Raw genomic sequence first — 22,064 nt, 5'->3', positions numbered from 1 at the left:
CGCAGCGCCCGAGGAGCCCGCCGCATGACCGCCGTACCCGACGCGCCCGCCGACCGTCCCCGTACCCGTACCGCCGTCGTCACCGGAGCCAGCAGCGGCATCGGCGCCGCCACCGCCCGGCGGCTGGCCGCCGAGGGCTACCGCGTCGTCCTCGCGGCCCGCCGCTCGGACCGCATCGAGGCGCTGGCCGCCGAGCTGCCGGACGCCGAGGCCCACCGGCTCGACGTCACCGACCGCGCCGCGGTCGACGCCTTCGCCGCCTGCCTCCGGGAGCACCACGAATCGGTGGACGTGCTGGTCAACAACGCCGGCGGGGCGCTGGGCGCCGACCCCGTCGCCACCGGCGACCCGGCCGACTGGCGCACCATGTACGAGGTCAACGTCCTCGGCGTGCTCAACGTCACCCAGGCCCTGCTGCCCGCCCTGACCGCCTCCGGGGACGGCACGGTCGTGGTCGTCTCCTCCACCGCCGGGCACGGCACCTACGAGGGCGGTGGCGGCTACGTCGCCGCCAAGCACGGCGCGCACGTCATCGCCGAGACCCTCCGGCTGGAGCTGTGCGGCGAGCCCGTCCGCGTCATCGAGATCGCCCCCGGCATGGTCAGGACCGACGAGTTCGCCACCACCCGCTTCCGCGGCGACACCGCCAAGGCCGCCAAGGTCTACGCGGGCGTGGCCGAACCGCTGACCGCCGACGACGTCGCCGACACCATCGGCTGGGCCGTCACCCGCCCGGCCCACGTCAACATCGACCTCCTCGTCGTCCGCCCCCGCGCCCAGGCGTCCAACACCAAGGTGCACCGCACCTCCTGAGACCGCCCGCCACGGACGCGGAACCATCCCGGCGACACCCTCACCCGGAGCCCTGGCCCCCGCCCGGGAGGCCGGGGCCCGGAAAATCGTTGGCGCCGCGGCCGCCCCCGCCCGTACCGTTCCCGGTGTCGACGCACCTGCGCGTCGGCGCACGTGCGCGTTCCCGCACGTGTCCCCTCTCTCGGGCCCCGCCCTGGAAAGCAGTGTCTATGCCCCGGCCGGCGCTGAGCGCGCCTCATCACCGCGCGGACGAACCCCGCCGCTGACCTTCACCGTCCCACGGCCGCCGTCCGCCGCACCGGCCCGGCCGCACCCGCCCGCGCGCGGTGCCGCCCACTGCCCGTACGACCGAGGCCGCTCGGCCTGCTCCCGCTGCCCTTTTCACGCTTTCCGGCAAGGAGTACCCGAGTGCTGTCCAACAGCCCCAAGAGCTCGAACCGTCCGCACCCGCTGCCGCGCACCGACACCTTCACCTGCGTCCGGTGCGGGCTGACCGTCACCACCCTCGACCCCGGCGGCGACCGCCGCAACCACTGCCCCAGTTGCCTGCACTCCCAGCACGTACGGGACGCGGCCGAGGGCGGACCGTCCACCTGCCGTGGCCGTATGTCGCCCATCGCCATCGCGGTGCTGCGCACCGACGACTGGATGGTCGTCCACCGGTGCACCCGCTGCGACGAGCTGACGTCCAACCCGGTCTCCCCGGACGACAACCAGCTCATCCTGATGCGGATGGCGGTCCGGCCGCTGGCCCACCCGCCGTTCCCGCTGGAAGCGTTCGGCGACCTGTGAGCGGGGAGTGACGACCGTGCCACGACGCCGTACACCCAAGCAGCAGCGCCGCACCCAACGGCCCAAGGACGTCCTCCACGGGCCGGGCGGCGCGTCCGGCGACACCTTCCGCTGTGTCGGGTGCCGCCTGGAGGTCCCGCTGGCCGCACCCGGGACCGCCCACCGCAACCACTGCCCGCACTGCCTGGCCAGCCGCCACGTGGACCGCAAGATACCGGGCGACCGGGCCGCGGACTGCGGCGGACGGATGCGGGCGCTGTGCCTGTCCGCCCGGCAGGACGGGGAGTGGCTGCTGGTCCACCAGTGCCTGGCCTGCGGTGAGCTGAGCACCAACCGCACCGCGGGCGACGACAACGCCCTGGCCCTGGTACGCCTGGCCGTCCGGCCGCTGGCCGACACCAGGATGCCCGTACGGGCGCTGATCTCCCTGTGAGGGACCAGGGCGCCCGGGTCCAGGACGCCTGAAAGACGAGGGCCCCGGACCGGCGCACAAGCCGGCCCGGGGCCCTCGCCCGGTGAGGGAGCCCCCGCGCTCCTCATCCCTTCACACACACCACCTGCTTGAGCTTGGCCACGACCTCCACCAGGTCCCGCTGCTGGTCGATGACCTTCTCGATCGGCTTGTACGCGCCCGGGATCTCGTCCACGACGCCGGAGTCCTTGCGACACTCCACGCCCCGCGTCTGCTCCTCCAGGTCCTGCGTCGAGAAACGCTTCTTCGCGGCGTTGCGGCTCATCTTGCGGCCCGCGCCGTGCGAGGCGGAGTTGAAGGACGCCGGGTTGCCGAGGCCCTTGACGATGTACGAGCCGGTGCCCATCGAGCCGGGGATGATGCCGTGGTCACCGCTCCCGGCGCGGATCGCGCCCTTGCGCGTCACGAGCAGGTCCATGCCGTCGTACCGCTCCTCCGCCACATAGTTGTGGTGGCAGGAGATCACCGGCTCGAACACCGGCTTGGCCTTCTTGAACTCCTTGCGGACGACGTCCTGGAAGAGCGCCATCATGATCGCGCGGTTGTGCCGGGCGTACTCCTGCGCCCAGAAGAGGTCGTTGCGGTACGCCGCCATCTGCGGGGTGTCCGCGACGAAGACGGCGAGGTCGCGGTCGACCAGCCCCTGGTTGTGCGGCAGCTTCTGCGCCTGGCCGATGTGGAAGTCGGCCAGTTCCTTGCCGATGTTGCGGGAGCCGGAGTGCAGCATCAGCCACACCGCGCCGGTCTCGTCGAGGCAGAACTCGATGAAGTGGTTGCCGCCGCCGAGCGACCCCATCTGCTTGACGGCACGCTCCTCACGGAACCTGACCGCTTCCGCCACCCCGCCGAAGCGGCTCCAGAAGTCGTCCCAGCCGCTGGTCGCCAGGCCGTGCAGGCGGCCCGGGTCGACCGGCTCGTCGTGCATGGCGCGCCCGACCGGGATGGCCTCCTCGATCTTGGAGCGGAGGCGGGAGAGGTCGCCGGGGAGGTCGTTCGCGGTGAGGGAGGTCTTGACGGCGCTCATCCCGCAGCCGATGTCGACACCGACGGCCGCCGGGCAGACCGCCCCGTGCATGGCGATCACCGAGCCGACCGTCGCGCCCTTGCCGTAATGCACGTCCGGCATCACGGCCAGGCCCTTGATCCATGGCAGGGTGGCCACGTTGCGCAGTTGCTGCATGGCCGCACCCTCGACCGTGGACGGGTCCGTCCACATCCGGATCGGAACCTGCGCTCCGGGCACTTCGGTGTACGACATAACTTCCTCATTCCCCCGAAAATCAACAAATAGCAAAAGCCGGACAAGAAGCCTGATCAAGGACAGGGAACCGGCGTATGCGGCAGAACGTGCGGTAGACATTGTGTCCATCCGCCGTCTGGCCGCGGCAACCAGATTTCCTACGGAAGGAGCCGGGAACGGTGCAGCGAAGGTCGTTCGTACCGGGGACCGCGCTGGCGACCGTGGCGGCGCTGGCCGCCACGCTCACCGCCTGCACCGGCGGCTCCGGATCCGGCAGCGGCTCCGCCGACACCAAGGGCGGCGGCGCGGCCGCCACGTCGGCGTCCGCCGAGCCCGGCAAGTACAAGACGCTCCCCGAGCCCTGCGGCCTGCCCTCCAAGGGCATCCTGCGCCGGCTGCTGCCACCCGGCGGCACGGAGAGCCCGCAGGACGCCGACAAGGTCTACGCGGGCACCGCCGACATCACGTACGACACGGACCGCCGGGTCGGCTGCCGCTGGAAGCGTGAGGCACCCGACGGCACCCGCCACCTCACCCTGGACTTCGAGCGGGTCGTCTCCTACGACCCCGCCGTCAGCGACGACGACAAGGCGCAGAACGTCTACGGGAAGAAGGAGCTGGCCGCCCAGCTCCCGTCCGGCGGCACCAGCACGGCGCCGACGCCCACGCCCTCCTCCTCCGGCAAGGACGGCAAGGACGGCAAGGACGGCAAGGACGGCAAGGACGGCAAGGACGACCGGAACGGCCAGGGCGCCCAGAACGACGCCCCCGGCCAGGACGGCAAGCCCGGCGGCGACCAGGAAGCCGGCAAGACCGCCGCGGGCGGCAAGGCCTCCACCGCCCCGTCCTCGCCGCCTCCCTCCCCGCCCGCCTCCCCGAGCAGGAACCCGAGCGACGCGCCCGGCTCCGACATCGCCCCGCGTGTCCTGGACGGCCTCGCCGACGCCGCCTTCCTCAACGACAAGCTGATCACCGCGGACAGCGGTGTGCACCGGGACGTCACGATCGTCTTCCGTTCCTCGAACGTCATCGTGACCATCGCCTACGACCAGTGGTCGGCCGACAAGACGACGCTGCCCGACAGCAGGGACCTCCAGGAGAAGGCCCAGGCGCTGGCCCAGGAGCTGGCCGACCGCTTCAACGAATAGTCCGGTTTGTCCGGCGAGTAACGTCACGAATCGCCCTCCGGCCGCCCTCCGCCGCGTACCGTGTGCCCCCGAGCCCCGCGCGCGGCAGCGTCGCCGCGCGCTCCGAAGGACGTACCGCGTCCGGACCGCACCGGCCCGTACGCGGCTCCCGACGGCGTCCAGTGCGACGCGCCGAACGACGACGAACAGCGAAGGAACCATGCACCGTTCAGCCAAGCGACTCGCCAGCCTCCTCGCCTGCGCAGCCGTACCGGTGATGCTCGTCGCCGGCTGCTCCTCCGACGACGACTCCGGCAAGAAGGACTCGGGCGGCGCATCGAAGTCCGCCTCCCCCGGCAAGAGCGGCAGCTCCTCCGGCAGCGCCTCCCCCAGCGTCGCGCCCGCGAAGATGAAGAAGCTGCCCAACCCCTGCCAGGCCGTGTCCCAGGACACCGTCAAGAAGCTGGTCCCCAAGACCAAGAACGCCGACGGCGAGCAGGGCAAGTCCTCCGACGCCATGGCCCGCGGCTACTGCGCCTGGAACAGCTCCGACTCCCAGGGCGTGGACGGCACCCAGTACCGCTGGCTGGACGTCGGCTTCCAGCGCTACGACTCCGACCCGACCCTGGGCACCGGCGAGAAGCGCGCCACCGACTTCTACAAGAAGCAGGTCGACGCCGCCAAGGCCACCCAGGGCGCCAAGAACACCAAGACCGGCGCGGTCGACGGCAACGGCGACGAGTCCACCTGGATCACCTACGACCTGAAGAAGGACGGCTCCGACTTCAAGAACCAGACGGTGGTCGCCCGCACCGCGAACGTCGTGGTCACCGTCAACTACAACGGCGCGGGCCTGGCCGGCGCCGACGCCCCCGACCCGAGCGACCTCCTCAAGGCCGCCGAAACCGCCGCCAAGGAAGCCGTCGCGGCGGTCGGCAAGGCCAACCAGTAGCCGTCTCCGGTCCCTCCCCGGCCCCGGCCCGGCCGGCAGTCCGGCAGCCGGCCGGGGACGGGGAGGGACCGCAACGGCTCACGCCGCGACAAGCGACGTACGGCACGCCTGAGCCGTACCGCCCTGCGTGCTCAGTGCCGCCGCAGCGGCCGCCTCCCCGGCGGCTGGGTCGGCTCCGGACGTGCCGCCAGCTCGGGGATCTCCCGTTCCTGAGGGTCCTTGTCGGAGACGGTGAGCGGTTCGCCGTAGTGCTGTATCTCCAGGGGCGCTCCCTCGACCATGCTGTACGTCACCGCCTTGGCGGTGATCTCGACGCGCAGCCGCCGCCCCAGCACCTGGACCGAGAACGCCAGGCGGGTGAGTTTTTCGGGGAGGCGGGGGGCGAAGGTCAGGCCCTGGGACGTGTGGCGCATGCCTCCGAAGCCGGCGACGAGGGCGATCCAGGTGCCGGCCAGTGAGGCGGTGTGCAGGCCGTCGCGGGTGTTGTTCTCCAGGTCCTGGAGGTCCATCAGGGCCGCTTCGCCCAAGTAGTCGTAGGCGAGGCGCAGATGGCCGACCTCGGCGGCCACGACGGCCTGGACGCAGGCCGAGAGGGAGGAGTCGCGTACGGTCAGCGGCTCGTAGTAGGCGAAGTCGCGCGCCTTGTGCTCGTCGTCGAAGCAGTCGCCGCGCTTGTACAGGGCGAGGACCAGGTCGGCCTGTTTGACGACTTGCTTGCGGTAGAGGTCGAAGTACGGGAAGTGCAGCATCAGCGGGTACTGGTCGGGGCGGGTGCCGGCGAAGTCCCAGGTCTGATGGGTGGTGAAGCCCGCCGACTGTTCGTGCACCCGCAGGCTGCGGTTGTACGGCACGGCCACCGCCTCGGCGGCGTCCCGCCAGGACGCGCTCTCCTCGTCGTCGACGCCGAGCGCCCCGGCCTCGCGCGGGTGGCGTTCGGCCACGTCGGCGGCGGCCCGCAGGTTCGCCTGGGCCATGAGGTTGGTGTAGACGTTGTCGTCGGCGACGGCGCTGTACTCGTCGGGACCGGTGACGCCGTCGATGTGGAACGTGCCGTGGTGGTCGTGCTGGCCCAGCGAGTGCCACAGCCGGGCGGTCTCCACCAGGATCGGTACGGCCGTCTCCCGCTCGAACTCCTCGTCGCCGGTGGCGCAGACGTAGCGGACGACCGCGTCGGCGATGTCGGCGTTGACGTGGAAGGCGGCGGTGCCGGCCGGCCAGTACGCCGAGCACTCCGAGCCATCGATGGTCCGCCACGGGAACGCGGCGCCCCGGAAGCCGAGTTGTTCCGCACGGGCGCGGGCGGCGCCCATCGTGTTCTGCCGCCAGCGCAGCGCTTCGGCGACGGCGCCGGGCGAGGTGTACGTCAGCATCGGCAGGACGAACGTCTCGCTGTCCCAGAACGTGTGGCCGTCGTACCCGGAGCCGGTCAGGCCCTTGGCGGGAATGGCGCGCTGCTCGGCCCGCGCACCCGCCTGGAGCACGTGGAACAGGGCGAAGCGGACGGCCTGCTGGATCTCCGCGTCACCGTCGACCTCGACGTCCGCACGGTCCCAGAAGTCGTCCAGGTAGGCGCGCTGCTGGTCGACCAGACCCTGCCAGCCGATGCTGCGCGCCCCGGCGAGCGCCGCGTCCACCTGGTCGCGCAGGGCGGGCAGCGAACGCGCCCCGGACCAGCCGTACGACACCGTCTTCTCCAGCCGCAGCCGCTGGCCCTGCTCCAGGAGCGCGGTGACGGTGAAGCGGGCGACGTCGTCGCCCGCTTCACCGTCGGTACGGGTGGCGCCCTCGGGTGCGTCGACGAGGTGGTCGGCGGCGGCCGCCACCCGCAGCCCGCTGCGGCGCGTGCGGTGGATCAGCCGCAGGCGCGCGTCGGAGGCGAAGTGCTCCTCCGCCTCCAGCGGGTTGTGCAGCGCCGAGGAGACCCGGGGGTCGCCGCCGGACTCGGGGAGCTGCTCGTTGGTGACGAGTTCGGACTGCAGGACCACCCGCACCTCGGAGTCCAGCGGTTCGACCTCGTAGGCGACGGCGGCGACGGCCCGCTGGGTGAAGGAGACCAGCCGGGTGGAGGTCACCCGTACGGTGCAGCCGGCCGGCGAGGTCCATTCACAGGTGCGGCGCAGCACGCCGGCCCGCAGGTCCAGCACGCGTTCGTGGGAGCGCAGCCGGCCGTAGCGCAGGTCGAACGGTTCGTCGTTGACGAGCAGCCGGATCAGCTTGCCGTTGGTGACGTTGATGACGGTCTGCCCGGACTCGGGGTAGCCGTAGCCGGCCTCGGCGTACGGGAGCGGGCGCAGTTCGTGGACGCCGTTGAGGTAGCTGCCGGGCAGCCCGTGCGGCTCGCCCTCGTCCAGGTTGCCGCGCCAGCCGATGTGCCCGTTGGAGAGCGCGAAGACCGATTCGCTCTGCGGCAGTACGTCCAGGTTGAGGTCGGTCTCGCGCAGGAGCCAGGGGTCGCAGGCGTACGAGGAGTGGGTGATCATGCCTGGCCGTCCTCCTTCGGCTGTCCGGACTCCGGCTGCCCGGACGTCAGCAACTCGGCGAGGTCCTTGACGACGACATCGGCGCCGTGCCGCCGCAGCGCGTCGGCCTGGCCGGCCCGGTCGACGCCGACGACGTACCCGAAGCGCCCGGCCCGCCCGGCGTCCATCCCGGCCAGGGCGTCCTCGTAGACCACCGCCTGCGGGGCGGGGACGCCCAGTTCCCTGGCGGCCTCCAGGAAGGTGTCGGGGTGCGGTTTGCCCGGCAGCTTCCGTTCGGCGGCCACGTTCCCGTCGATCCGTACGTCGAAGAGGCCCGCCATGTCCACCGACTCCAGCACCTCGCGGCAGTTGGCGCTGGAGGAGACGACGGCGGTGGCCAGTCCCTGCTCGCGTACGGCGTGCACATAGCGGCGGGAGCCTTCGTACGCCTCGGCGCCCTGCTCGCGGAGTTTCTTCAGCAGCAGATTGTTCTTGCGGTTGCCCAGCCCGTGCACGGTCTCGCGGTCCGGCGGGTCGTCGGGGCCGCCCTCCGGCAGCTCGATGCCGCGTGAGGCGAGGAAGGTGCGTACGCCGTCGGCGCGCGGGCGGCCGTCCACGTACTCGTCGTAGTCGGAGACCGGGTCGAAGGGGGTGTAGTCAGGGCCGTCCCGGTGGCGCAGGAAGTCGTCGAACGTCTCCTTCCAGGCGGCCGTGTGGACGACGGCCGTCTTGGTCAGGACGCCGTCGAGGTCGAACAGGCAGGCCCGGACACGGTCCGGCAGGCCGAGTGAGGTGAGCGAATCCGTCATGGGACACGAGTCCCCGCCCGGTGTTCGACGTATGTCTGTTCCGGACAATTCCTGCCCGGTACGCCGCCGGGCGGACCGATGCGGCGGGTGCGGCGCCTGGTTACGCGCCCGAGCCCGCCCGCTTCCTGCGCTTCTTGGCCGCCTCCCCCCACACGGCGAGGGCCAGGCCGGCCGCGGCCATCCCGGCGTACGCGAGCGTCGGCAGGTCGTACCAGTGCGGCAGGATGCCCCAGCCCGTACTGTCCGTGAAGATCCGGCCGAGGGCGCCCATGACCCCCTGGATCGCGACGATGATTCCGAGGACTCCGATGATTTCTCGCATGGGTCCACCTTCACGCGAACGGCCCCGGGGATCGTCGTCCCCGGGGCCGAATCGGCACTCCGTCGAAAGGCGCAGCGGCGCGGTCAGGGCCTCCTACCCGGACGCGCACCACGGCAGCCGTCAGCGCGCTCCGAGCCCGCCCCGCCGGGCGCTCACGCCGCCAGCAGCTTGCGCACCCGGTCCGCGCCGACCGCGAGCAGCAGCGTGGGCAGCCGCGGGCCGGTGTCGCGGCCGACGAGCAGGTTGTAGAGCAGCGCGAAGAACGAGCGCTGCGCGACCTTCAGCTCGGGCGTCGGCTTGGCTTCCGGCGTCAGCCCGGCCTGGATCTTCGGTACGCCGTAGACGAGCGTGGTCAGCCCGTCCAGCGACCAGTGCTCGTCCAGCCCGTCGAGCAGCAGCCGCAGCGACTCGCGGGCCTGGTCGTCGAGCGAGCCGAGCAGCTCGGTGTCCGGCTCGTCGCGCACGATCGTGCGCTGCTCGGCCGGGACCTGGGTGTTGATCCAGTACTCGGCCTTGTCCAGCCGGGGCCGGGTCTCGTCCAGGGACGTGACCGGGTCGGCCGGGTCCAGCTCGCCGAGGATGCGCAGCGTCTGCTCGTCGTGCCCGCCGGTGATGTCGGCGACCGAGGCCAGCGTGCGGTACGGCAGCGGGCGCGGGGTGCGGGGCAGCTCACCGGCGGCCGTGCGCACCGCGCGGGAGTGCGCGGCGGCGTCGGCGGGCAGCACCGAGCCGTCGGCGACCTTGGCCTCCAGCTTGTCCCACTCGTCGTAGAGCCGCTGGATCTCCTGGTCGAAGGCGATCTTGAAGGACTGGTTGGGCTTGCGGCGCGCGTACAGCCAGCGCAGCAGCGGCGCCTCCATGATCTTCAGCGCGTCGCCCGGGGTCGGCACGCCGCCCTTGGAGGACGACATCTTGGCCATGCCGCTGATGCCGACGAAGGCGTACATCGGGCCGATGGGCTGCGCGCCGTCGAAGACCTCGCGCACGATCTGGCCGCCGACGACGAACGACGAGCCCGGCGAGGAGTGGTCCACCCCCGACGGCTCGAAGATCACGCCCTCGTGGGCCCAGCGCATCGGCCAGTCGACCTTCCAGACCAGCTTGCCGCGGTTGAACTCGCTGAGCCGGACCGTCTCGCCGAAGCCGCAGGCCGTACAGGTGTACGTCAGCTCGGTCGTCTCGTCCACGTAGGAGGTGACCGTCGTCAGGTCCTTGTCGCACTGGCCGCAGTACGGCTTGTACGGGAAATAGCCCGCCGAGCCGCTGCTGCCGTCGTCCTCGGCGGCCGCGCCGGACCCCTCGGCGGCCTCCAGCTCGGCCTCGTCGACCGGCTTCTGCGACTTCTTCGCGGGCGCCTTCTTGGTGCGGTACTGGGCGAGGATCGCGTCGATGTCGGCGCGGTGCTTCATCGCGTGCAGGATCTGCTCGCGATAGACCCCGGAGGTGTACTGCTCGGTCTGGCTGATGCCGTCGTACTCCACGCCCAGCTCGGCGAGCGCCTCGACCATGGCGGCCTTGAAGTGCTCCGCCCAGTTCGGGTACGCGGAGCCGGCCGGGGCCGGCACCGAGGTCAGCGGCTTGCCGATGTGCTCGGCCCACGACTCGTCGACCCCCGCGACACCGGCCGGGACCTTGCGGTAGCGGTCGTAGTCGTCCCAGGAGATCAGGTGGCGGACCTCGTGGCCCCGGCGGCGGATCTCGTCCGCGACCAGGTGCGGCGTCATGACCTCACGCAGATTGCCCAGGTGGATGGGGCCGGAAGGGGACAGGCCCGAGGCGCAGACGATCGGTTTGCCGGGGGCGCGGCGCTCCGCCTCGGCAATGACCTCGTCCGCGAACCTGGAGACCCAGTCGGTCTCGGTGCTCTGCTGAGCCACGATCGGCCCTTCCTCTTCTCACCACTCGACAAGCCTGACGGCGACCATTCTCCCAGACGGCGCCGCCGCCGGTTTTTCCCTGTGGAAAACCGAGGGAACCGCCGTGGGATACTCGGTGGCAAACCCTTTCCACACCAACGGAACGGCCTTCATTCCATGACAGCGGTCCCTTCCCTCGCAGCCACGGTCAACCAGCGCGTCGCGGACGCCCTCTCGGCAGCCCTGCCGGAGGCCGGCGCCGCGGACCCGCTGCTGCGACGAAGCGACCGGGCCGACTTCCAGGCCAACGGCATGCTGGCGCTGGCCAAGAAGCTCAAGGGCAACCCGCGGGAGCTGGCCTCCCAGGTCGTCGGGCAGCTCGCCGCCGGTGACGTGATCAAGGAGATCGAGGTCTCCGGGCCCGGCTTCCTGAACATCACCGTCTCCGACGAGGCGATCGTCCGGACGCTGGCCGCGCGCGCCGCCGACGACCGTCTCGGCGTCCCGTACGCCGAGAACCCGGGCACCACGGTCATCGACTACGCGCAGCCGAACGTCGCCAAGGAGATGCACGTCGGCCATCTGCGCTCCGCCGTGATCGGCGCCGCGATGGTCGAGATCCTGGAGTTCACCGGCGAGAAGGTGGTCCGCCGCCACCACATCGGCGACTGGGGCACCCAGTTCGGCATGCTCATCCAGTACCTGATCGAGCACCCGCACGAGCTGGACCACCAGCGCGACGACGCCTCCGCCGAGGTCTCCGGCGAAGAGGCCATGTCGAACCTGAACCGCCTCTACAAGGCGTCCCGCGCGCTGTTCGACTCCGACGAGGAGTTCAAGGACCGTGCCCGCCGCCGCGTCGTCGACCTCCAGGCCGGTGACGAGGAGACGCTCGCCCTGTGGCAGCGCTTCGTCGACGAGTCGAAGGTCTACTTCTACTCGGTCTTCAACAAGCTCGACATGGAGATCCGGGACGCGGACGTGGTCGGCGAGTCCGGCTACAACGCCATGCTGGAGGAGACCTGCCGGCTGCTGGAGGAGTCCGGCGTGGCGGTCCGCTCCGACGGCGCGCTCTGCGTCTTCTTCGACGACGTCAAGGGCCCGGACGGCAACCCGACCCCGCTGATCGTCAAGAAGTCCAACGGCGGCTACGGCTACGCGGCCACCGACCTGTCGGCCATCCGCGACCGGGTGCAGGGCCTCGGCGCCTCGACCCTGCTGTACGTGGTCGACGCCCGCCAGTCGCTGCACTTCAAGATGGTCTTCGAGACCGCCCGCCGGGCCGGCTGGCTGGGCGAGGACGTCGACGCCGTCCAGCTCGCCTTCGGCACCGTCCTCGGCAAGGACGGCAAGCCGTTCAAGACCCGTGAGGGCGAGACGGTGCGGCTGGTGGACCTGCTCGACGAGGCGGTGGAGCGGGCGACCGCCGTCGTACGGGAGAAGGGCGAGAACATCGGCCTGACCGAGCAGGAGATCACCGAGAACGGCTTCCAGGTCGGCATCGGCGCCGTGAAGTACGCGGACCTGTCCACCTCGGCCTCCCGCGACTACAAGTTCGACCTGGACCAGATGGTCTCGCTCAACGGCGACACCAGCGTGTACATCCAGTACGCGTACGCCCGTGTGCAGTCCATCTTCCGGCGTGCCGGGGACGCCGCCCCCAAGGCCCACCCGGAACTGGAGCTGGCCCCGGCGGAGCGCGCGCTGGGCCTGCACCTGGACCAGTTCGGTGAGGTCCTGGCGGAGGCGGCGGCCGGTTACGAGCCCCACAAGCTGGCCGCGTACCTCTACCAGCTCGCCTCTCTCTACACGACCTTCTACGACCAGTGCCCGGTCCTGAAGGCCGAGGGCGGCAGCGCGCAGGTGGAGAACCGCCTGTTCCTGTGCGAGCTGACGGCCCGCACGCTGCACCGCGGCATGGCGCTGCTGGGCATCCGGACGCCCGAGCGGCTCTGACGCCCGCCTGACACATAGGCGTACGGGAAGGCCCCGCCGGAACCGATCGTTCCGGCGGGGCCTTCCCGCTGTCCGCGCTCAGCTCCCGTAGGGAGCCCAGGCGTTCCGGTCCCACCGGTAGATGTACTGCGGACGTCCCTTCGTCGCGCTCGTACGGAACGGCTTGCCGTGGTCGTCCAGGCGCAGCGTGCCGCGCCGCCCGCCGCTGCTCCACTCCAGCTCCAGGTACCAGCTGACGTCGTTCGCCTCCGCGTGCGCGTCCACGTACAGCATCTGCGGGTCGGAAGCCGACACCTTGAACGGGAAGTCGGTCGCCGGAATCCTCCGGTCCCCCTGCTCCCCGGCCACCGGCCGTGTCACCGGCTGCGCCGCGTCCAGACCGACGTCGAACGAGGCCGGGGTGAGCCCGCCGCCGCAGCCGTCGCCCATGGAGTACGCCGAACCCGCCACCGACGCCGTGCGCGTGGTGGTCCGTACGGTCAGCGAGTGCAGGACGACGGCCTGGTCACTGATGCCCTGCACGGCCAGCGCCACCCTGAGGTGGCCACCGGGCACCCCGCCGAGCGCGTTCGCCCAGCCGCGCGCGCTCACCCCGGTGGGCGGTGGCGGGACCTCGGTGGGCGGCTTGTCGAGCATGTACCAGCGGTCGCAGGGGTCGTCCCAGTTGTTCGTACGGACGTCGACGGTGAGCGGGGTGCCGCTGTTGCCGTCCCGGCCGCCGTCCCGGCCACTGCCGCCGCCCGCCTCGCCCTTGCCCTCCCCGGCCGCGTCACCGGACTCGCTCCCGCCGGCCGACGCGCTGCTCCGCTTCGGCTCCTCGGCCGCCCCCGAAGCGGACGCGGACGAGGACGGGGACGGCGTGGCGGAGGCCCCGCCGTCCGGCACCGGGCCGTCCCCGCCACGGGCCGTACGGGCGGCCGTCTGCGCGGCCGCCCGGGCCGGCCGCTCCGGGCCCGAGGAGGACGTGGTGCTGATGGCGACGGCGGGCGCGGCCAGCGCGACCACGGCGGCAGCCGCGAGGGCCAGGCGGAGCTTGGGGCGGGTGGTGCGGGTGGGGGTGGTCGTGGGGGTGGGGGCGGGCGTTTCCGCGGAGGCGGGAGGGGAAGCCGGCTCGGGGGCAGGCTCGGGGTTCGGCACGGACGCGGGAACCGGTACGGGCCCGGAAGCCGGTACGGACTCGGAGCCCGGTACGGACGTGGTAACCGGCACGGACCCGGAACCCGGCACGGACCCGGGCACGGACTCGGACGCAGCAGCCTCGACTACCTCCGCAGCCGCCGTCCCCGCCTCCTCCGCCTTGTCGTCCCCCGCCGCCGTCCGCCGCCCCCGCGTCGCGTCCGCCAGGATCCACCGGCGGTGCAACTCGACCAGTTCCTCGGACTGCGCGCCGCACAACCGGGCCAGTCGCTCCACGGGCGCGTAATCCGCCGGCACCGCGTCGCCGTTGCAGTAGCGGTGCAGCGTGGACGTACTCATGTGCAGACGTTTGGCCAGGGCGCCGTAACTCAGCCCTGACCTCGTCTTCAACGTGCGCAGCAGTGCCGCGAAACCGTCCGTGCCGGAAGCCGTGCTCACCGTTTCCCCTCCTGCCCGTCCCGGAACTCCGTTCCAGGGAGCCCCCATTCCCCCAGGTCAGAGTACGCGCAATCGTTCCAGCGTCCCGGATGTCCCGGCGGCCGTTGTGGCCGGGACGGACCGTCGCCCAGGCTGTGATCACTGACGACGCCCTGACCAGGGGCCTTACCGGGGGAGCAGCCGTGCGGACGCGATTCCGCTTTTCTCTCGAACCGGCCGATCTCGCGGCACTGGGCGTACTGACCGTCTGTGTCGTCGTCGTAGCGGCCGTACTCCACAGCTTCTGACCCCACCCGGCCGACCGTCCCTTTCCCATCACCTCACGGGGAGCACCACCCATGCGTTCGCGTCTCTTCTCCACCCGTACCGCCCGAGTCGCCGCCTCCGCCGCGGCCGTCGCCGCCGCTCTCTCCCTGACCGCCTGCGGCGGTGCCGAGGACGACAAGAAGGCCGCCGGGGCCGGGCAGCCCGTGGCCTCGGCCGGGTCGGCCCCCGCCGCCGGCCAGGGCTCCTCGGCCGGTTCCGACGCCGGTCCCGGTTCCGGCTCCGCGGACGCCTCGGGCCCGTCGGCCAAGTCCCCCTCGGGCGCGGGTTCGCAGGGCGGTCACGGCTCGCAGGCGTCTCCTGCCAGGACCGGTTCCGGAGGCAAGCACGGCACCTCTACGGGCGGGAAGTCCACCACCTGCACCGCGGCCAACACCAAGGTGACCGTCTCCAAGCTCAGCCGCCCCATCAACCACATCCTCCTCACCCTCACCAACACCGGCTCGACCCGCTGCGACGCGTACCACTACCCGGCCCTCCGCTTCGACGACGCCCAAGCTCCCACCGACGTCCTGCAGAGCAGCAAGCCGCAGTCCGTGGTCTCCGTCGAGCCGGGCCAGTCCGCGTACGCGGCGGTGCGCACGTCGGACGCCACCGGAGAGGCCGAGGGGGGCAGGACGGTGCACAGCCTGGACGTGTTCTTCGCGAACCGGGACGGCAGCTACGCCGAACGCCCGGCCCACCCGAAGCTGCCGAAGGGCACGTACATCGACGACTCCGCCCAGGTCACGTACTGGCAGAGCGAGCTGGACAACGCCCTCTGACAGCGGCCACGGCCCTGCCGGGCTTGCGCAACCAACCCCTCCACCCTCGACGTCCCCACCAGCAACAGCGAACCGGGGGACTGAGGAAAGGACACACCATGCGCAAGCCCACACCGGCACTCACCCGGCGGTCCGTGCTCGGCACCGGCCTCGGCCTCGGCCTGGGCGGCGCGCTCGCCCTCGGCACCACCACGGCGAGCGCCGCCCAGGCCGGCCCCACCGCCGCGCCCGCCGTCACCCACCGCGCCGCCACCCGTCGCCTCCGCGAGCTGGAGCGGGAACACCAGGCCCGCATCGGCGTCTTCGCCCTCAACCTCGCCACCGGCGCCACGCTGCTCCACCGCGCCCACGAACGCTTCCCCATGTGCTCCGTCTTCAAGGGGCTCGCCGTCGCGGCCGTGCTGCGCGACCTCGACCACGACGGCACCCAGTTGTCCCGCGTCATCCGCTACACCGAGGCCGACGTGCGGAAGGCCGGCCATGTGCCCATCACGTCCCAGCACGTCGCCGAGGGCATGTCCGTACGGGACCTGTGCGACGCGGCGGTCCGGTACAGCGACAACTGCGCCGCCAACCTCCTCCTGCGCGAGCTGGGCGGCCCGACCGCCGTCACCCGCTTCTGCCGGTCCCTCGGCGACCCGGTGACCCGCCTGGACCGCTGGGAGCCCGAGCTGAACTCCGGCGAACCGGGCCGCCGTACGGACACCACCTCCCCGTACGCCATCGCCCACACCTACCGCCGCCTCGTGCTCGGCAACGCCCTGGACCGCCCCGACCGCGCGCTCCTGACCGACTGGCTGCTGCGCAGCACCACCAGCGTGGAACGTTTCCGCGCGGGCCTGCCGAAGGACTGGAAGGTGGCCGACAAGTCCGGCGGCGGCAGCACGTACGGGACGAGCAACGACGCGGGCATCGCCTGGACCCCCGACGGCACCCCGCTCGTCCTCGCGGCCTTCACCCACAAGCCGACACTGTCCGACGCCTCGGGGGACACCCCGTTGATCATCAAGACCGCCACGGTGCTGGCCGAGGCGGTCGGACGGGCACCCTCGCCCGTGTAAGCGGTGTTACGGGGCGGTACCCCCGGTCCCGCCCCGGACCACCGGCCTCACCCGTACACCTTCCTACCGCACATGCCGTGCGCGGTGCCCATGATCTGCGACGTCTGCTTGCCGGTGATCCCGAGTTCCCGCTTGGTCTTGAGGGCTTGGTCCACGAAAGCCTGCCCACGAGTGATGCAGAGCGCGTTGCCATGGGCGACGAGCACGTCGTCACTGATGCGGTCCAGGTCCGGGTAGTGCTCCCGGATCGTCTTCAGGTAGAACTTCGCCGCGAAGCCGGTCAGACCGCGTACTTCATCGGGGGTCGCCGACGGGCTTCCGGTCGGGGCGGCCGAGGCGGACGCAGATGCGGACGCGGACGCGGACACGGACGCAGGAGCCGGAGTCGCCGCGGAACTCGCCCCACTGTCGCCGGACGGGCCGCATGCCGAGATACCGAAGGCGGCGAGCGCGAGGCAGGTGGCGAGCAGGGGCAGACGCTTGTGCATGAATCTCCCGTTACATGAGTGAACCGAGAGATTGTCCTCCATGTCCGACGTACTCCACGACTGAATTGTTCTGCGGACCGGTACGTTTTCCGGCATGTCGCACATACCCGCCGACCCGCCGACCCCCGGTTTCCCGCCGCCGCCCGGCCACCCGCACTCCGACGGCTTCCCGCCCACCGGCGGCCCGGCGCTCCGGCCCACCTGGGGCCTCGCCACCGCGCTCACCGCGCTGCTCTGCCTGGTCATCGCCACCGACGTCCTCGCGCTCGGCGCCGACCTCACCGTGCGTACGGTGCTGGAAAACCTGGCCACCACCACCGAACAGCAGGCCGACCGCGCCGACATGCTGTACGGGGTGGCCGCCGTCCTCCAGGGCACCATGCTGATCCCCACCGCCGTCGTCTTCATCATCTGGTTCCACCGGTCCCGGGTGAACGCCGAGCACTACACGCGGGATGTGTGCACGCTGGGCAGCGGCTGGGCCATCGGCTCCTGGTTCATACCGATCGGCAACCTGTGGCTGCCGTTCCGCGTCGCCAGGGAGACCTGGCAGTCCAGCGCCCAGTCGGCGCCCGACGGCTCCTGGCGCGAGGTCTCCACCACATGGGTGCGGGCCTGGTGGCTGCTGTGGGTCCTCACGCTGGTCATCGGCCGGATCGGCAACACCCTCTACGACAGGGCCGATCTCCCGGACACCCTCCGCCTGGCGGTGTCCGTGGTCGCACTCTCCGACCTCCTGGACCTCGCCGCGGCCGCCCTCGCCATCCTCTTCGTCCGCAAGCTGTCCCGTATGCAGCAGGTTCCCGCGGCGCCGTACGCGGTCGCGCCCACCGGCCCTGCCCCGTACGGCTCCGCCTGACCGAAGCCTCCCGGCCGGCACCGGACCCGTAACCCGTAGGTCGAGGCGCCCCATCGGCGCCTTGACCTTCACATCGGTGTCAACACCTACGGTCCCGCGCATGTCACCCAGTCCCGGGCGGCGGCCCCGCCCGACCACTCAGCTCCTTCACCTCTCCGCCCTCGTCTTCATCATCGGCACCATCGAATTCCTGCCGGTCGGCCTGCTGCCCGACATCAGCAGCGACCTGGACGTCACCCCGTCCCGTACCGGACTCCTCGTCACGGTCTACGCCTTCACCGTCGGCCTGACCGCGGCCCCGCTCACCGCCCGCGCCTCCGCCTGGCCCCGCAAGCGTCTCTTCCTGACCACCTGTGCCGTCTTCATGGCCGCCACCGCGCTCTCCGGGCTCTCGCCCAACTACGCCACCCTCGCGGCGACCCGGCTCCTCTGCGGTCTGGCGCACGGTGTCTTCTACGCCATCGTCGCCGGTTACGCGGCGGCCATCGCCGGGCCGGACCGCTCGGGCCGCGCCACGGCGATCGTCTTCGCGGGCGTGTCCTTGGCCTTCGTCGTCGGGGTCCCCCTCGGCACGGCCGCCGGTACGGCCTTCGGTTGGCGCACCGCGTTCCTCGCCACCGCCGCGCTGGGCACGGCCACTCTCCTCACCGCGGCACGCCTGCTGCCGCAGGTCCCACCCGGCCCCGCCCTCCGCGTGTCCGACCTCCCCCGCGTGGCCCGTACGCCGGGCCTGCGCCCGGTCGTCCTGACCACCGGACTCGTCATCCTCGGCCACTTCACGCTCTACACGTACGTGACGGAGTACCTCCACGACGCCGCCGGCTTCGCCCCCGCGGCCATCAGCCCCGTACTCCTCCTCTTCGGCCTCGCGGGCATCGCGGGCACCTGGCTCAGCGGCGCCCTCGTCGACACCCGCCCCCGCGCCACGCTCCTCGGCACGCTCGCCCTGATGGCCGTGTCCCTCATCACCCTGGGCGCAGCCCCGACCCACCGCCCCCTCCTCTTCCTCTCCATCGCCACCTGGGGCATGGCCTGCACCGCACTCCCCGTCTGCTTCCAGACCGCCGTCCTACGTACGTCCGGTGACGCCCCCGACGCGGCCTCGTCCCTCTACGTCGCCGCGTTCAACACCGGCATCGGTGGCGGCGCGCTGGCCGGTGCGCTCCTCCTGACCGTCTCCCCGCCAGCGGCCCTCCCCTGGGCCGCCCTGCCCCTGCTCCTGGCCGGCACGGCCATCACCCTCCCGCCGCGAACCCGCCTCCGCCCCCGCCGCCCCGCAACGGACACTCCTCCCCCAACTCGAACCACATCACCTTGCCCCCGCCCGACCCCAACGCCCCCGACCCGTAAGCGAACCCGCCGAAGCTCTCGGCACACAACCTGACCAGCCCCAACCCCCGCCCGGCCTCGGCCGCCGGTCCGGGCACCGCGGCCACTCCGAAACTCGGCAGCTCCGGATTCCCGTCCCACACGCTGACGCGCAAGCGCGCCCCGATCCGCTTCACCCGCACGTTGGCGGGCCCCTTCGCGTACCGGTACGAGTTGGCGATCAACTCCGCCGCCAACAGCTCCGCCCCGTCGACCAACCCCGTCTCCCCGTGCTCCTCCAGCACCAGCCGCACCACCCGCCGCGCGACACGCGGAGCACGGGGGTTATCGGACATCTCGAACGCGTACTCCCAGTCACCGGACATGCGAAGCCTCCGTTGCGGATGCGCAGTTGACTCACGCGGAGCGTGAGTGACGTGCGGCACACAGTAGCGGCGTCGGCGCCACTATGCACCCGCCTTCGGCACATAAATGCTCCGCTGGACCATGACTGGCTGCCCCGGCAGACTGTGCGCGACACGAGAGCGAGGGTCGATGCCGCCCAGGACCACACCGACAGTGCGCCAGCAGCGTCTGGGCGCCGAGCTGCGCAAACTTCGCGAGAGCGCTGGGATGACCGCTTCCGCCGCAGGCTCCCTGCTCGGCGTCGATCAAGCACGCATCAGCAACATCGAGCGCGGCCGAGCGGGCATCAGCGCCACCCGCCTACGCACGCTGGCGTGCAATTACGCCTGCGGGAACGAAAAGCTCATCGACGCACTCGCGGCCATGGCCGGCGACCGCGTCCGACACTGGTGGGAGGAGTACCGCGGCACTCTGCCTGCCGGGCAACTCGACATCGCCGAGATGGAATTCCATGCCACCGAACTCCGAACGGCACAGACCTCCACATTGCCCGGCCTGCTCCAGACAATCGACCATGCGCGCGTCGTCTTCAACCAGGGCGTGCCGCCCCTGCCGCCACATGAGGTCGAGCACCGCACCTCGTTCCGCATCAAACGACAGGCGGCCATTTACCGGGACGGTGCTGCCCCCTACACCGCGATCATTCACGAAGCAGCCCTGCGCATGCAGTTCGGCGGACGCGCGATCGCCCGCAAACAGCTTGAGCACATCACCGCGACGAGTGAACGTGACAACGTCACCGTGCTCGTGATCCCGTTCTCGCGCGGCGAGTTCCCTGGTTCCGGACAGACGATCACGTACGCGTCCGGGCCGACGCCGGAACTCGACACCGTGCAACTCGACCAGATGGGTGGCCCCGCATTCCACGATGCCACCGTGCAACTGTCGCGACACCGCGCCGTCATGGAGCTGCTGACGCAAAAGGCGCTCACCGCAGCCGCATCCCGGGATTTCATCCACAGCATCGCCCGCGAACTCTGAAAGGCGTCACCGTGCCGTCCACCCACTGGCAGAAGTCGTCCTACTGCGCCGACTCCAGCAACTGCCTCAACCTCGCCGCACTCCCCGACCACACCATACGCATCCAAGAAAGCGAAACCCCGCACACGGTGGTCACCACCACCCCGAATCAGCTCGGCCTTCTCATAGGTGCCATCAAAGGCGACACCCTCGCCTCGGACTCCTGAGCCCTACCGCGCCCGTCGCTGAACCGGCCACGCCGTCAGGTCCCGTACGAACTCGCTGTAGGAGCGATTCGAACCGTCGGACGTCGCCGGGCACCACCTTGCCCGGGCACCACTCCGACCTCACCCCACCTCCTTGTAAAAGAACGTGCAGTCCCGCAGCTCCCCCTCCGGGCCCGTCGCGTACGCGGGGACCGTGCCGTACGGGGTCCAGCCGGTGCTGCGGTACAGACGGTCCGCCGCGCTGTCCGACTCCGTGTCGAGGAGCAGGAGGCGGAAGCCGGAGCGGGCGGCGGACTGTTCGGCCGTGGTGAGGAGGGCGCGGCCCAGGCCCTGGCCGCGGGCGGCATGGTGGACGAGGAGTTTGACGATTTCGGCGCGGTGGCGGCCGTTCGGTTTGCCGGGGTGGGCGAGGCTGATGGTGCCGGTGATGCCTTCGGAGGCTTCGGTCACCCAGATGTCCAGGGTTCCGTCGGCCACGGCGGGGCGTTGGGTCCGCCACCAGGCCGCCGCCGCATCGTGGTCGAAGGGGGCCACGAAGCCGAGGGAGGACCCGCCGGCGACGGTTTCGGCGAGGAGGGCGGCCAGGCCCGGGACGCTGCGGTCGAAGGCGGCGGGGGTGAGGTGGGTGATGGTGAAGGCGGGAGAGGTGGTGTGGGTCATGGGAGGACCACCATCAAGGCGTAACGCGCGGCATCGGTACCCGTGTTGCGGAAGCGGGTGGGGCCCCAGAGGCGGAAGCGGAGGCAGTCGCCCGGGGTGAGGGTGTGTGCCGTACCGCCTGTGGTGATCTCCAACCGGCCGTCGAGCAGCCAGATGTGCTGCTCCATGCCGGGTACGGGCGGCGGGCTGTCGTAGGCGATGTCGGCGCCCGGTCGCAGGGTGGCCTCGACGACCTCGCCGCGGAGGTTGGGATGGGGCGGTGAGACGGAGCGCCGGGTGAAGCCGGAGGGTTCGTCGTGCCAGACGGGCTGTCCGTCGGCCCGTACGAGTTGGGGTGGTTCCGACTCGACCTCGGCCAGCAGCCGGGACATCGGCCGTTCGTACGCCGCGCACAGCCGGTTCAGCAGCGCCGCTGTGGGGCTGATCTCGGCCCGTTCCAGGCGGGAGAGGGTCGACCGGCTCACCTCCGTACGCCGGGCCAGTTCGTCGAGCGACCAGCCGCGCTCCGTACGCAACTCCGCCAGACGGGCGGCGAGTCGGGACTGCATGGGGTCGGTCTGCCCGCCGTCGTCGGCACCTCGGGCCGACTCCTCGGTTCTCACGTCCGGGAATTT

Annotated in this window: 21 protein-coding genes; 12 read left to right on the top strand and 9 right to left on the bottom strand. The window is 71.4% G+C overall.

What is annotated here, in order from left to right; translation table 11 throughout:
- Window positions 1-24 precede the first annotated feature (24 nt).
- From AB0A97_RS14450 to AB0A97_RS14440, 3 genes are all read left to right on the top strand, one after another.
- Complete coding sequence (locus AB0A97_RS14450; RefSeq protein WP_361148931.1) at window positions 25-813, top strand: SDR family oxidoreductase; 789 nt, start codon at window positions 25-27, stop codon at window positions 811-813.
- Window positions 814-1,224: 411 nt separating this feature from the next.
- A complete protein-coding gene (locus tag AB0A97_RS14445) occupies window positions 1,225-1,605 on the top strand; it encodes an RNHCP domain-containing protein (protein ID WP_361150123.1) in 381 nt (126 codons plus the stop codon).
- Between the two features lie 16 nt (window positions 1,606-1,621).
- Complete coding sequence (locus AB0A97_RS14440; protein WP_361148929.1) at window positions 1,622-2,038, top strand: RNHCP domain-containing protein; 417 nt, start codon at window positions 1,622-1,624, stop codon at window positions 2,036-2,038.
- Window positions 2,039-2,141: 103 nt separating this feature from the next.
- Here the strand turns inward: AB0A97_RS14440 and AB0A97_RS14435 are convergent, their stop codons facing one another.
- Window positions 2,142-3,335, bottom strand: coding sequence for an RtcB family protein (locus tag AB0A97_RS14435; protein WP_361148927.1), 1,194 nt, complete (start codon window positions 3,333-3,335; stop codon window positions 2,142-2,144).
- Between the two features lie 161 nt (window positions 3,336-3,496).
- Here AB0A97_RS14435 and AB0A97_RS14430 point away from each other — a divergent pair, with 161 nt between their 5' ends.
- Window positions 3,497-4,465: a hypothetical protein gene (locus tag AB0A97_RS14430; RefSeq protein WP_361148926.1), complete on the top strand. Its 969-nt coding sequence runs from the start codon at window positions 3,497-3,499 to the stop codon at window positions 4,463-4,465.
- Between the two features lie 199 nt (window positions 4,466-4,664).
- On the top strand, window positions 4,665-5,396 hold the full coding sequence (locus AB0A97_RS14425; protein WP_361148924.1) for a DUF3558 domain-containing protein: 732 nt from the start codon (window positions 4,665-4,667) through the stop codon (window positions 5,394-5,396).
- Window positions 5,397-5,527: 131 nt separating this feature from the next.
- On the opposite strand, the gene AB0A97_RS14420 is transcribed toward AB0A97_RS14425, so the two are convergent.
- From AB0A97_RS14420 to lysS, 4 genes are all read right to left on the bottom strand, one after another.
- On the bottom strand, window positions 5,528-7,876 hold the full coding sequence (locus AB0A97_RS14420) for a glycosyl hydrolase family 65 protein (protein WP_361148922.1): 2,349 nt from the start codon (window positions 7,874-7,876) through the stop codon (window positions 5,528-5,530).
- Complete coding sequence (locus AB0A97_RS14415) at window positions 7,873-8,664, bottom strand: beta-phosphoglucomutase family hydrolase (protein ID WP_361148921.1); 792 nt, start codon at window positions 8,662-8,664, stop codon at window positions 7,873-7,875. The genes AB0A97_RS14420 and AB0A97_RS14415 overlap by 4 nt, the downstream gene beginning before the upstream one ends.
- A gap of 100 nt (window positions 8,665-8,764) precedes the next feature.
- A complete protein-coding gene (locus AB0A97_RS14410) occupies window positions 8,765-8,986 on the bottom strand; it encodes a hypothetical protein (protein WP_361148920.1) in 222 nt (73 codons plus the stop codon).
- 152 nt (window positions 8,987-9,138) lie between these two features.
- Window positions 9,139-10,863 (bottom strand): lysine--tRNA ligase, encoded by a 1,725-nt coding sequence (gene lysS, locus AB0A97_RS14405; protein ID WP_361148918.1) that lies wholly within the window; start codon window positions 10,861-10,863, stop codon window positions 9,139-9,141.
- A 156-nt stretch (window positions 10,864-11,019) separates the two neighbouring features.
- Here lysS and argS point away from each other — a divergent pair, with 156 nt between their 5' ends.
- Entirely contained in the window at window positions 11,020-12,798 is a 1,779-nt protein-coding gene (gene argS, locus AB0A97_RS14400; RefSeq protein ID WP_361148916.1) for an arginine--tRNA ligase, read from the top strand.
- A gap of 78 nt (window positions 12,799-12,876) precedes the next feature.
- Here argS and AB0A97_RS14395 read toward each other — a convergent pair whose 3' ends face one another.
- Window positions 12,877-14,373 (bottom strand): helix-turn-helix transcriptional regulator, encoded by a 1,497-nt coding sequence (locus AB0A97_RS14395; protein WP_361148914.1) that lies wholly within the window; start codon window positions 14,371-14,373, stop codon window positions 12,877-12,879.
- 338 nt (window positions 14,374-14,711) lie between these two features.
- Here AB0A97_RS14395 and AB0A97_RS14390 point away from each other — a divergent pair, with 338 nt between their 5' ends.
- On the top strand, window positions 14,712-15,461 hold the full coding sequence (locus tag AB0A97_RS14390) for a DUF4232 domain-containing protein (RefSeq protein ID WP_361148912.1): 750 nt from the start codon (window positions 14,712-14,714) through the stop codon (window positions 15,459-15,461).
- Between the two features lie 98 nt (window positions 15,462-15,559).
- A complete protein-coding gene (bla, locus tag AB0A97_RS14385; RefSeq protein ID WP_361148910.1) occupies window positions 15,560-16,522 on the top strand; it encodes a class A beta-lactamase in 963 nt (320 codons plus the stop codon).
- Between the two features lie 47 nt (window positions 16,523-16,569).
- Here bla and AB0A97_RS14380 read toward each other — a convergent pair whose 3' ends face one another.
- Window positions 16,570-17,010 carry a hypothetical protein gene (locus AB0A97_RS14380; protein WP_361148908.1) on the bottom strand — a complete coding sequence of 147 codons (441 nt, stop codon included), beginning with the start codon at window positions 17,008-17,010 and terminating at the stop codon, window positions 16,570-16,572.
- A 94-nt stretch (window positions 17,011-17,104) separates the two neighbouring features.
- On the opposite strand from AB0A97_RS14380, the gene AB0A97_RS14375 reads away from it, so the two are divergent.
- The 4 genes from AB0A97_RS14375 to AB0A97_RS14360 all read left to right on the top strand — a co-directional run bounded on the left by AB0A97_RS14375 (window position 17,105) and on the right by AB0A97_RS14360 (window position 20,790).
- On the top strand, window positions 17,105-17,869 hold the full coding sequence (locus AB0A97_RS14375) for a DUF4328 domain-containing protein (RefSeq protein ID WP_361148906.1): 765 nt from the start codon (window positions 17,105-17,107) through the stop codon (window positions 17,867-17,869).
- A gap of 100 nt (window positions 17,870-17,969) precedes the next feature.
- Entirely contained in the window at window positions 17,970-19,253 is a 1,284-nt protein-coding gene (locus AB0A97_RS14370; protein ID WP_361148904.1) for an MFS transporter, read from the top strand.
- Window positions 19,254-19,732: 479 nt separating this feature from the next.
- A complete protein-coding gene (locus tag AB0A97_RS14365; RefSeq protein WP_361148902.1) occupies window positions 19,733-20,584 on the top strand; it encodes a helix-turn-helix transcriptional regulator in 852 nt (283 codons plus the stop codon).
- A gap of 11 nt (window positions 20,585-20,595) precedes the next feature.
- Window positions 20,596-20,790: a DUF397 domain-containing protein gene (locus tag AB0A97_RS14360; RefSeq protein ID WP_361148900.1), complete on the top strand. Its 195-nt coding sequence runs from the start codon at window positions 20,596-20,598 to the stop codon at window positions 20,788-20,790.
- A 120-nt stretch (window positions 20,791-20,910) separates the two neighbouring features.
- Here AB0A97_RS14360 and AB0A97_RS14355 read toward each other — a convergent pair whose 3' ends face one another.
- Window positions 20,911-21,450, bottom strand: a complete 540-nt coding sequence (locus tag AB0A97_RS14355; protein ID WP_361148898.1) for a GNAT family N-acetyltransferase — start codon at window positions 21,448-21,450, stop codon at window positions 20,911-20,913.
- A complete protein-coding gene (locus tag AB0A97_RS14350; RefSeq protein ID WP_361150120.1) occupies window positions 21,447-21,998 on the bottom strand; it encodes an XRE family transcriptional regulator in 552 nt (183 codons plus the stop codon). Before AB0A97_RS14350 ends, AB0A97_RS14355 begins: the two co-directional genes overlap by 4 nt.
- Between the last annotated feature and the right edge of the window lie 66 nt (window positions 21,999-22,064).

Source organism: Streptomyces sp. NPDC045470 (genome assembly GCF_040646595.1).
In the GTDB taxonomy this organism is placed as follows: domain Bacteria; phylum Actinomycetota; class Actinomycetes; order Streptomycetales; family Streptomycetaceae; genus Streptomyces.
The sequence above is the reverse complement of the archived record's forward strand: the minus strand, read 5'-3'. Positions and strand labels throughout refer to the sequence as shown.